Origin of the sequence: Pseudonocardia pini (assembly GCF_013870575.1) — a bacterium.
Lineage (GTDB): Bacteria > Actinomycetota > Actinomycetes > Mycobacteriales > Pseudonocardiaceae > Pseudonocardia > Pseudonocardia pini.
In genome coordinates this window covers 1-9,726 of sequence record NZ_JACBXB010000127.1, presented here as the reverse complement: position 1 = coordinate 9,726, position 9,726 = coordinate 1, and the positions used below count along the sequence as shown (strand labels likewise).

At 72.8% G+C, this 9,726-nt stretch carries 13 protein-coding genes; 7 read left to right on the top strand and 6 right to left on the bottom strand.

What is annotated here, in order from left to right:
* On the bottom strand, nucleotides 1–818 hold an 818-nt coding region (locus H5J29_RS10385), incomplete at its 3' end, for an AAA family ATPase (RefSeq protein ID WP_246393723.1).
* A gap of 94 nt (nucleotides 819–912) precedes the next feature.
* Here H5J29_RS10385 and H5J29_RS10380 point away from each other — a divergent pair.
* The 3 genes from H5J29_RS10380 to H5J29_RS10370 are packed head-to-tail and all read left to right on the top strand — an operon-like array spanning nucleotide 913 to nucleotide 1,957.
* Nucleotides 913–1,122, top strand: coding sequence for a DUF4177 domain-containing protein (locus H5J29_RS10380; RefSeq protein ID WP_181780719.1), 210 nt, complete (start codon nucleotides 913–915; stop codon nucleotides 1,120–1,122).
* The gene (locus H5J29_RS10375) at nucleotides 1,119–1,538 is read left to right on the top strand and encodes a VOC family protein (RefSeq protein ID WP_181780718.1); all 420 of its coding nucleotides are present in this window, start codon (nucleotides 1,119–1,121) and stop codon (nucleotides 1,536–1,538) included. Before H5J29_RS10380 ends, H5J29_RS10375 begins: the two co-directional genes overlap by 4 nt.
* 2 nt (nucleotides 1,539–1,540) lie before the next feature.
* Entirely contained in the window at nucleotides 1,541–1,957 is a 417-nt protein-coding gene (locus H5J29_RS10370) for an MmcQ/YjbR family DNA-binding protein (RefSeq protein WP_312858145.1), read from the top strand.
* Here the strand turns inward: H5J29_RS10370 and H5J29_RS10365 are convergent.
* On the bottom strand, nucleotides 1,922–2,560 hold the full coding sequence (locus tag H5J29_RS10365) for a response regulator (protein ID WP_181780717.1): 639 nt from the start codon (nucleotides 2,558–2,560) through the stop codon (nucleotides 1,922–1,924). The genes H5J29_RS10370 and H5J29_RS10365 overlap by 36 nt on opposite strands.
* 44 nt (nucleotides 2,561–2,604) lie before the next feature.
* On the opposite strand from H5J29_RS10365, the gene H5J29_RS10360 reads away from it, so the two are divergent.
* Nucleotides 2,605–3,387: an enoyl-CoA hydratase-related protein gene (locus H5J29_RS10360; protein WP_181780716.1), complete on the top strand. Its 783-nt coding sequence runs from the start codon at nucleotides 2,605–2,607 to the stop codon at nucleotides 3,385–3,387.
* On the opposite strand, the gene H5J29_RS10355 is transcribed toward H5J29_RS10360, so the two are convergent.
* Nucleotides 3,356–3,946 carry a TIGR03086 family metal-binding protein gene (locus tag H5J29_RS10355; RefSeq protein WP_181780715.1) on the bottom strand — a complete coding sequence of 197 codons (591 nt, stop codon included), beginning with the start codon at nucleotides 3,944–3,946 and terminating at the stop codon, nucleotides 3,356–3,358. The two genes, H5J29_RS10360 and H5J29_RS10355, sit on opposite strands and share 32 nt — an antisense overlap.
* Nucleotides 3,947–4,010: 64 nt before the next feature.
* Here H5J29_RS10355 and H5J29_RS10350 point away from each other — a divergent pair, with 64 nt between their 5' ends.
* Entirely contained in the window at nucleotides 4,011–4,901 is an 891-nt protein-coding gene (locus H5J29_RS10350) for a Sir2 family NAD-dependent protein deacetylase (protein ID WP_312858144.1), read from the top strand.
* Nucleotides 4,902–5,010: 109 nt separating this feature from the next.
* Here the strand turns inward: H5J29_RS10350 and H5J29_RS10345 are convergent, their stop codons facing one another.
* The gene (locus tag H5J29_RS10345; RefSeq protein WP_181780713.1) at nucleotides 5,011–5,745 is read right to left on the bottom strand and encodes a GIDE domain-containing protein; all 735 of its coding nucleotides are present in this window, start codon (nucleotides 5,743–5,745) and stop codon (nucleotides 5,011–5,013) included.
* Between the two features lie 44 nt (nucleotides 5,746–5,789).
* Nucleotides 5,790–5,966, bottom strand: coding sequence for a hypothetical protein (locus tag H5J29_RS10340; protein ID WP_181780712.1), 177 nt, complete (start codon nucleotides 5,964–5,966; stop codon nucleotides 5,790–5,792).
* A 61-nt stretch (nucleotides 5,967–6,027) separates the two neighbouring features.
* On the opposite strand from H5J29_RS10340, the gene H5J29_RS10335 reads away from it, so the two are divergent.
* Both H5J29_RS10335 and H5J29_RS10330 read left to right on the top strand, forming a co-directional pair.
* Entirely contained in the window at nucleotides 6,028–6,993 is a 966-nt protein-coding gene (locus H5J29_RS10335) for a zinc-binding dehydrogenase (RefSeq protein WP_181780711.1), read from the top strand.
* A gap of 165 nt (nucleotides 6,994–7,158) precedes the next feature.
* Nucleotides 7,159–7,560 (top strand): MarR family winged helix-turn-helix transcriptional regulator, encoded by a 402-nt coding sequence (locus H5J29_RS10330; protein ID WP_181780710.1) that lies wholly within the window; start codon nucleotides 7,159–7,161, stop codon nucleotides 7,558–7,560.
* A 39-nt stretch (nucleotides 7,561–7,599) separates the two neighbouring features.
* Here H5J29_RS10330 and lepA read toward each other — a convergent pair whose 3' ends face one another.
* Nucleotides 7,600–9,447: a translation elongation factor 4 gene (gene lepA / locus H5J29_RS10325; RefSeq protein ID WP_181780709.1), complete on the bottom strand. Its 1,848-nt coding sequence runs from the start codon at nucleotides 9,445–9,447 to the stop codon at nucleotides 7,600–7,602.
* Nucleotides 9,448–9,726 lie beyond the last annotated feature (279 nt).

Genomic DNA, 9,726 nt, shown 5'->3' with positions numbered 1-9,726 from the left:
CGGTCGACGAGGCCGGTCGCGCAGAGCACCCCGACCGTCGTGGGGCTCACGTCGAGCGCGGTGAGCAGCTCGCGGCCCACCGGCTCCGGGGTGCAGGACAACAGCTCCAGGCTGCGCCGGGCGGACGGCGCCAGCCCGGCCACCCGCGCGAGCACGGCGTCTCGCACGCTGCCGGGCAGCGGGGAGTCCGGCTGGGCCACGATCTGGCTCACGAAGAACGGGTTGCCCGCCGTCCGACGGTGGACCTCGGCGGCGTCGGTCTCGCCCCGGCCCAGGACCTCGTCCACGGCCGCCACGCTCAGCGGCGCGAGGGGCAGCCTGCGCGCCCCCGGCGAGGAGACGAGGTCGCCGAGGACCGGGACCAGCGGATGGTCCGCGGGCAGCGGCTCGCGGAACGACGCGACCAGCAGCAGGGGCAGCTCGGCGATGCGGCGGGCGAGGAACCGGACGAGGTCCAGCGTGGCCTCGTCCGCCCAGTGCAGGTCCTCGACCACGAGGACCCGCGGCCGGGTGCGCACCGCGTCCACCACCGCGGCGAAGATCTCGTGCTGGTCGGCGGTGCCGCGCAGCAGCTCCGGCACGGCCTCGCCGAGGGCGGCCGCGACGTCTCGCAGCGGGCCCAGCGGGCGCGGCGTGCTCAGCGAGTCGCACATCCCCCACAGCGCGGGCGCCTCCGCCCGCACCCGTTCGACGAGGGCCCGCAGCAGCACCGTCTTGCCGATCCCGGCCTCGCCGGTCACGAGCACGACGGAACCCCGTCCCTGCACGGCCCCCCGGACGTGCTCCTCGAGCAGGTCGAGGGGCTCATCGCGCTCCATCAGCAGCACGAACGCGAGTGTAGGAAAACCAGCCCGCCCCGGACTCGGCCGAACGGACCAGCCTGCGGCCCCGCACCCTGGCATCCTCGACACCATGGCCAGACGCTTCGAGTACAAGGTGGTCCAGCTCCGTGAGGGACTGATGGGCGGCAAGCTCTCGGACTCCAAGCTGGAGAAGCTGCTCAACGGCGAGGCCGCGGACGGCTGGCAGCTCAAGACCATCACCTCCGCGGACGTGAAGGGCAGGGTCGGCCCGGGCGGGGTCGACGGCCTGCTGGTCACGTTCGAACGGCCGGTGGGGTGAGCAGGCCGCCGTTCCACCTCGCGATCCCGGTGGACGACATCGCCGAGGCCCGGCGCTTCTACGGCGAGGTGCTCGGCTTCCCGGCGGGCCGCTCGGCGGAGGTCTGGACGGACTGGGACGTCCACGGCCACCAGGTCGTCACGCACCAGGTGGCCCGACACCCCGGGCCTGCGGGGACCAGCCGGGTCGACGGCCACGCCGTCCCCGTCCCGCACTTCGGCGTGGTCCTGCCGGTCGCGCAGTTCCACGCCCTGGCCGAGCGGGTCAGGGCCGCGGGCATCGAGTTCGTGATCGAGCCGTACGTCCGGTTCGCGGGCGAGCCCGGCGAGCAGCACACCATGTTCTTCCGGGACCCGGCCGGGAACGCGTTGGAGTTCAAGGCGTTCGCCGACCTCGAGCAGCTCTTCGCGGTGTAGCCGTGGCGCGGGTCGAGGACGTGCACGAGCTGGCCGCGGGGATGCCGCACGTCACCTGCGCGCAGGGTCCCCGCAGCAACCCCGTCTACCAGGTGGGCGGCAAGTCGTTCGTGTTCTTCCGGACCCCGCGGCCCGACGCCGTCGACCCGGACACGGGCGAGCACTACCCGGACGTCATCGTGTTCTGGGTCGGCGGGGACGAGGACAAGGCCGCGCTCGTGCAGGACCCCGACTCGCCCTTCTTCACCACCCCGCACTTCGCGGGCCACCCGTCGGTCCTGGTCCGGGCCTCGCGGCTCGGCGAGATCAGCCGCGCGGAGCTCGCGGAGGTGGTGCAGGACGCGTGGCTGGCGCGGGCGTCGAAGCGCCGGGCGGAGAGGTGGCTAGCGGCGCAGCGCCTGGACGATCAGGTCCAGTAGCTCCGCGGGACTGGCGGTGCTGCCGAGGGCGCCGTGGGAGATGGCCTGGTCGTAGTGACTCGGATCGGTCGAGTCTGAGTAGACGATGAACGGCGTCCGGATACCCGCTCGGTGGAGCTGGTCCAGGAGGTCGTAGCCCGCGGTATGCGACTCCGGCCGTCCCATGTCGGACACGATCACGTCGAACGGCGTGGAGCGCAGGATCACCTGCAGCGCCTGGTCGGTGGAGACGGCCTGCTCCACCACCATGCCGAGCCGGAGCAGGGCGTCGCGCTCGTGGACGTTGTGTGCCGGCTGGTCGTCCACCCAGAGGACCCGCGGCGGCGCTGGTCGGGCGGCGACCGCCGCCGCGCCCGCCTCGACGCGCGTGCCCGCGGTCTGGGCGTCCAACGGGACGGCCTTGTCGGTTCCCGCATCCTGGAGAGCGGTCGCCGCCGCCGCCCGGGCGCTCGTGCTGATCTCCACTCCCGCCGCTCTGACGGACACCGACCCGCTGGTCAGCAACCGTCCCAACGGGTCGCGGAAGGTCCACAGCACGAACGCGACGACGGCGGGCCAGGCGACCGCACCCAGCCCCTGCACCACGACGGTGGCGATCTCCACTCCGGGTGGATCGTCCGCGGTGACCGCGGGGTTACGCTCCGCGCGTGACCGAGCTCGTGCACAGCGACACCGTCGACGGCGTCGCGACCCTCACCCTCGATTCCCCCGCCAACCGCAACGCGCTGTCCGCGCAGCTGCGCCGGGAGCTGATCGACCACCTCGACGCGGCCGTCGCGGACCCGGCCGCACGGGTGATCGTGCTGACCCACACCGGCACCGTGTTCTGCGCCGGCATGGACCTCAAGGAGTCCCGCGGCGCGAGCGCCGAGCAGCAGGGGGTGAACGAGGTCCCGCGGATCCTGCAGACCCTGTGGACCTCGCCGACCCCCGTCGTCGCGAAGCTGCACGGGCCCGCCCGCGCGGGCGGGGTGGGGATCGTCGCGGCGTGCGACATCGCCGTCGCGGCGGACACCGCCACGTTCGCGTTCAGCGAGGTCCGGATCGGGGTGATCCCCGCGGTGATCTCGGTGACCGTGCTGCCGCGGCTGCTCCCCCGCCCCGCGCAGGAGCTGTTCCTCACCGGCGAGACGTTCGACGCCGCCCGCGCGGTCGAGATCGGGCTGCTCAACCGCGCGGTCGCCGACGTCGACGCCGAGGTCGACCGGTTCGTCGCCATGCTGCGCCTCGGCGCGCCCGGGGCGCTCGCAGGCGCCAAGGAGCTGGTGCACCGCGAGCGCCCGGGCTCGATGGCCGAGGACTTCGCCGAGATGAACGCGCTGTCCGCGGGCTACTTCGCGGGCGCGGAGGGCCAGGAGGGCATCCGGGCCTTCGGCGAGAAGCGGAAGCCTGCGTGGGTCACGCCGTCCACCTCGGATCCCGCCCGCTGACGCCGAGCGCCCGGTCGAACGCCGGCGCCGCGGCGGGCACGGGGACCTCGGGGCCGATCCAGCCGGCGTCGCGCCCCATGGAGGCCATGCCGGACATGGCCTCCAGGGCGACCTCGCCCAGCTCGGCGGGCACCGTGTAGGTCTGTCCGGTGGCCACGGCGAGATCCCACGCGTGCACCAGGAACTCGCCGGTCATCAAGGCGCCGATCGCCGCGGCGGGCATCGGTGCGCCCCCCATGTGGGAGTCGCCCTCCCACACCGCGGGATCGGCCCAGGCGCCCGCGGTGGCGGCGCCCTCCTTCGCCGCGGCCTCGGCCCACCCGGGCTCGGGGAGGTCGCGCAGGAAGGGGGCGCGGTCCGCGGCGCTCCACTCCGGTGACCACGGCTCCCGGATGGCCGAGTGGTGGGCCAGGAGGAAGCCGAACGCCAGGTGGTTCACCACGTCGGCCACGGTGTAGTCGCTGCAGGGGGTCGGGTCGCCGTAGCGCGCCGGGTCCGCACCCCGGATCACGCCGACGGCGAGGTCGACGGCCGCTGTCAGGTCGTCCGCATCCGTCATGGGGGCCACCCTGCCCCCTCGCCGACCGGGCGCATTGCACGAACGCGACACGTACCCTGAGGGCGTGCAGGCCCCGTCGTCCCTGGTCCTCGACCGCGCCCTCGACGTGCTCGCGGGCCGCCCGCTCGTCGCCCTCACCGGGGCCGGGCTGTCCACGGACTCGGGGATCCCGGACTACCGCGGCCCGGGCTCGCCACTGCGCCGCCCGATGACCTACGGCGACTTCGTGTCCGGACCGGTGGCACAGCGTCGGTACTGGGCGCGCAGCCACGTCGGGTGGGCCCGGATGCGCAGGGCCGCACCGAATCCCGGCCACCACGCGCTCGCCGAGCTCGAGCGCCGCGGCACGCTGCGCGGCCTGATCACGCAGAACGTCGACGGGCTCCACGAGGAGGCGGGCAGCCGGGAGCTGATCGACCTCCACGGCCGGATCTCCGACGTGATCTGTCTGTCCTGCAAGGAGATCACCTCCCGAGCGGTGCTGCAGGAGCGCTTCGAGCGGGCGAACCCCGGGTTCGCGGACTCGGTGGGTCCGGAGATCGAGACCGCACCGGACGGGGACGTGATCCTGGAGCGGACCGAGGGCTTCCGGCTCGTCGGCTGCACGCGCTGCGACGGCCCGCTGAAGCCCGACGTCGTGTTCTTCGGCGAGAACGTGCCGAAGGACCGGGTCGAGCGGGCCTACGCGATGGTCGACGCGCTCGTCCCGGTCGACGGGGCCCTGCTCGTCGCGGGCTCGTCGTTGACCGTCATGTCCGGGCTGCGGTTCGTGAAGCACGCGGCCAAGCAGGCGGTGCCGGTGGTGATCGTCAACCGCGGCGAGACCCGCGGCGACCCCTACGCGATCCTGCGGCTGCACGAGGGCTGCTCCGAGGTCCTCTCGGCGCTGGCGGGCGCGGCCCCGGCGGTGGCCGCGGGCGCCCCCATCCCGCAGTGGCGCGACCTCGCCCCCTGACACTCCCTCGCGATGTCCGACTCGCGCGTCGAGAGTGGGGGACTCGCGCACCCGCGAGTCCCCCACTCTCGACGCGCGAGTCGGACACCCGGGCGCGCGAGTCGGACGCTCAGAGGAGGAGGAAGCCCACGAAGGCGGCGACGGCACCCACCGAGTACGCGACGGCCCGGGGGACGGCGGCCCGGTTGCGGGTGTGGTGCTCGTGCACGTGGTCGCCCCGCTCCGCGGTGGTGAGGGTCAGCGTCTGCTCCGGGCGGACCGCCAGCCGCACACCGGATCCCGTGTCCCTGGCCTCCCCGATCACGGTGATCCGCTCGCCCGGCTCGATCCGCCACTCGGTGTGCCGGTAGCCCAGCGTCCGGCCGCCGATCCGCAGCGGGCCCAGGGTGATCCCCTCGTCGGGGTCGGGTCCCTCCTCGCGGACGTCGGCCGCCGGCACGTCCACCGTCGCGTCGCGCGGGTCGACGACCACCTCGGCGTCGCCGTCGCGGAGGGTGAAGGCCACCTGCCCGCGCTGCTGCCCGACGACCTCCTCGGCCGACCCCTTGTCCGTCCGGTACCGGCGGAGGGTCTCCACCCGGTACCAGACGCTCGGCACCCCGCTGAGCGCCGCGGACCGCGTCTCGCCCGCCACCGTGCCGGTCAGCGCGACGACCTGGCCGAACGCGCCCGACCCGACCCCCGCCCGCGCGGCCTCGGCCATCGCGACCACCTCCGCGATGCCGGTCGGGGCGGCCTCCAGACCGCGCAGCCACGTGGTGCGCGAGTCCCGCACCACCCGGATCTGGGTATAGGCGAGATACCCCAGCACTCCGGTGAGGACCAGCAGGACCGTCGACGCCATGCCGCGAAGCGTACGAAACGGACAGCGGCCGGGCCTCCGTACGACTACCGACGCCTGCGGACCGCCTCGGTGACGACGCCGGCGACCCGGTCCGCCAGGCCCGCCACCAGCCAGCACAGCGGCAGGACCACGACGACGGCGAGGGCGACCTGGAAGGGGAACGCGAGCTGGGTCAGCCACAGCTCCAGCGCGTCCCACCAGTCGGCCAGTGCCCTCGTCATCCGGCTGCCCTCGTCACGTGTCACACGGTAGCGGCGGCCCGCTCGGGTTAGGTTCACGGGCATGTTCGCCGTGTACGCCGCAGAGCCCAACGCCGACGCTCCGCTCGACTCGCTGACCGTCGGCGACCGCCCCGAGCCCGAGGTCCCGGAGGGCTGGGTCAGGGTCAAGGTGACCGCCGCCAGCCTCAACATGCACGACCTCTGGACCCTGCGGGGCGTGGGCATCAAGCCCGACCAGTTCCCGATGATCCTCGGCTGCGACGGCGCCGGGACCCTGGAGGACGGCACCGAGGTCGTCCTGCACTCGATCATCGGCGACCCGACCTGGAGCGGGGACGAGACGCTCGACCCGAAGCGCACCCTGCTGACCGAGCGGCACCAGGGCGCGATGGCCGACTACGTCGTGGTGCCCGCGCGCAACGCGGTGCCCAAGCCCGAGGGCGTCACGCCCGCGCAGGCCGCCGTGATGGGGACCGCGTGGCTCACCGCCTACCGGATGCTGTTCACCAAGTCCGGGCTGATGCCGGGGCAGACCATGCTGGTGCAGGGAGCGTCCGGCGGGGTGTCCACGGCGCTCGTCCAGCTCGGTCGGGCGGCCGGGATGACGGTCTGGGTGACCGGACGCACCGAGGAGAAGCGACAGCTCGCCGAGAAGCTCGGCGCGCACGCGGTCTTCGAGTCCGGGGCGCGGCTGCCGGGCAAGGTCGACGCGGTCTTCGAGTCGGTCGGCGAGGCCACCTGGAAGCACTCCATGCGGGCCCTGCGACCGGGCGGTGTCATCGTCTGCTGCGGGTCCACCTCGGGCCCGAACCCCGGCGCCGACCTGCAGCGCCTCTTCTTCCTGCAGCTGAGTGTGATCGGCTCCACCATGGGCACGCGACAGGAGCTGTCGGACCTGCTGCACTTCGTGGCGAACGCGGGCATCACCCCCGAGATCGGCCTCGAGCTGCCGCTCGACCGGGCCGAGGAGGGCTTCCGCGCGATGCTCGACGGGGACACAGCGGGCAAGATCGTGTTCACTCACTGACACGAGTAACGTTGCTGTGCGTCCGTTTTCCTCGGAGGTTGAGGCATTCGGGACTTCGGGCAAGTACAGTCGGTCATCGTGCCTGAGCCATCCAGTCCTACGGCGCCGGGATTTCGCGGTCAGACCGCGACGGTTCCGGCGCCGCGAGTACCCGGTCTCGTCGAGTTGCTCGACCGGGTCGAGTGCGCCGTCGCGGCGTCGCTCGTCCCGGCGACCTCGGCGCAGGGCGTCAGCCGTGAAGGCTGGCGGGTCCTGCTCATGCTCGCCCGCGGCGGCGGCCGCAGCATGGGTGAGATCGCGACCCACACCGCGCTCCCCGCTCCCTCCGCCACCCGCGTCGTCGACCGCCTGGTGGCGGACGGACACGCGTACCGGCAGAACGACCCGGTGGACCGAAGACGGGTGCTGGTGCACCTGGCCGCGGGCGGACGCGAGGTCGTCGAGCGCGTGTGCGGGAGCATCGAACGTCGGGTGGGCACCGCACTCGGCGCCCGCCAGACCCCCGAACGCGTGCAGCTCGCCCGGCTCCTCGAGGATCTCGCCACCCCGACCGACCAGCTCCCCTGAAGACTCCCCCTCCGGTTCAGCAGTGAGCCCCCACCCGACCTACTTCTTCGCCGTCTTGTCGGTGGCGGAGCTGTCCGTGGACAGCGCGGCCACGAAGGCCTCCTGCGGCACGTCGACCCGTCCGATGGTCTTCATCCGCTTCTTGCCCTCCTTCTGCTTCTCCAGCAGCTTGCGCTTGCGGCTGATGTCGCCGCCGTAGCACTTCGCGAGGACGTCCTTGCGGATCGCGCGGATGGTCTCGCGCGCGATGATGCGCGAGCCGACCGCGGCCTGGATCGGCACCTCGAACTGCTGGCGCGGGATGAGCTCGCGCAGCTTCGCGGCCATCGACGTGCCGTACCCGTACGCCGAGTCCTTGTGGACGATCGCCGAGAACGCGTCCACCGGCTCGCCCTGCAGCAGGATGTCCACCTTGACCAGGTCGGCCTGCTGCTCGCCCGCCTCCTCGTAGTCGAGGGAGGCGTAGCCGCGGGTCCGGGACTTCAGCGCGTCGAAGAAGTCGAAGATGATCTCGCCGAGCGGCATCGTGTAGCGCAGCTCCACGCGCGTCTCCGACAGGTAGTCCATCCCGCCCAGCTGACCGCGCCGCGACTGACACAGCTCCATGATCGCGCCGATGAACTCCGACGGCGCCAGGATCGTCACCTTCACGACCGGCTCGTGGACCTCGGCGACCTTGCCCGTGGGCCAGTCCGACGGGTTCGTGACGGTCAGCTCCGTGCCGTCGTCCGTGTGCACGCGGTAGACCACGTTCGGCGCGGTGGAGATCAGGTCCAGGTCGTACTCCCGCTCGAGCCGGTCCCGGGTGATCTCGAGGTGCAGCAGTCCGAGGAAGCCGCAGCGGAAGCCGAAGCCGAGCGCCGCCGACGTCTCGGGCTCGTAGGTCAGCGCGGCGTCGTTGAGCTGGAGCTTGTCCAGCGCCTCGCGCAGGTCCGGGTACTGCGATCCGTCGACCGGGTAGAGGCCGGAGTAGACCATCGGGCGCGGCTCGCGGTAGCCGGTCAGCGGCGTGGTGGCGCCGCGCCGCTGGCTGGTGACGGTGTCCCCGACCTTCGACTGCCGGACGTCCTTCACCCCGGTGATCAGGTAGCCGACCTCACCGACGCCCAGCCCCACGCTCGGCTTCGGGTCCGGCGAGACGATGCCGACCTCGAGCAGCTCGTGCGTGGTGCCCGTGGACATCATCTTGATCCGCTCGCGCGGGGTGATCTTGCCGTCGACGACCCGGATGTAGGTCACCACGCCGCGGTAGGTGTCGTAGACCGAGTCGAAGATCATCGCGCGGGCCGGGGCGTCCGCGTCCCCCACCGGGGCCGGGACCTGCTTGACGACGGCGTCGATCAGCTCGGGCACGCCCACGCCGGTCTTCGCGCTGACCCGGAGCACGTCGTCGGGCTCGCAGCCGATGATGTGCGCGATCTCGGCGGCGTAGCGGTCCGGGTCCGCGGCGGGGAGGTCGATCTTGTTGAGGACCGGGATGATCGTGAGGTCCTTCTCCAGCGCCAGGTAGAGGTTGGCGAGGGTCTGCGCCTCGATCCCCTGCGCGGCGTCGACCAGCAGGACCGCGCCCTCGCAGGCCTCCAGCGCGCGCGAGACCTCGTAGGTGAAGTCGACGTGCCCGGGGGTGTCGATCAGGTGGAGGACGTGCTCCTCGCCCCCGACCGTCCACGGCAGCCGGACGTTCTGCGCCTTGATCGTGATGCCGCGCTCGCGCTCGATGTCCATGCGGTCGAGGTACTGCGCGCGCATGTCCCGCGCCTCGACCACGCCGGTGATCTGCAGCATCCGGTCCGCCAGCGTCGACTTGCCGTGGTCGATGTGGGCGATGATGCAGAAGTTCCGGATGCGGTCCGGCGGGGTGAACGTGCGGTCGGCGTAGCTCGTCACTCAGAAGTCCATTCCGGTACGGGGATCGTGTCCATCGTCCCACGTCGGGTGTGGCGCCTGCGCAGGCCGGGGAAGGTGTGAGCCGAGCCACCGCCGGGTACAGGACGCCATGACCACCGGAACGCCTGCGTCCACCCCGGCCCCGACCGGCCCGGGGCCGGATCCCACAGCCGACCCGGCGACCGTGGAGACCCCACGGGACCAGGAGACCACCCGCCTGCCGGTGTCCCGGGGGACCGACGACTGGGTGGGCAGGCCGGTGCGCGGTCGCGCCGGTGC

Excerpts from the sequence above, each read along its gene's own strand:
- H5J29_RS10335 (WP_181780711.1), top strand. The coding sequence starts at position 6,028 with ATGTTCGCCGTGTACGCCGCAGAGCCCAACGCCGACGCTCCGCTCGAC.
- H5J29_RS10355 (WP_181780715.1), bottom strand. The coding sequence starts at position 3,946 with ATGACGGATGCGGACGACCTGACAGCGGCCGTCGACCTCGCCGTCGGC.
- H5J29_RS10340 (WP_181780712.1), bottom strand. The coding sequence starts at position 5,966 with ATGACGAGGGCACTGGCCGACTGGTGGGACGCGCTGGAGCTGTGGCTG.
- H5J29_RS10345 (WP_181780713.1), bottom strand. The coding sequence starts at position 5,745 with ATGGCGTCGACGGTCCTGCTGGTCCTCACCGGAGTGCTGGGGTATCTC.
- H5J29_RS10380 (WP_181780719.1), top strand. The coding sequence starts at position 913 with ATGGCCAGACGCTTCGAGTACAAGGTGGTCCAGCTCCGTGAGGGACTG.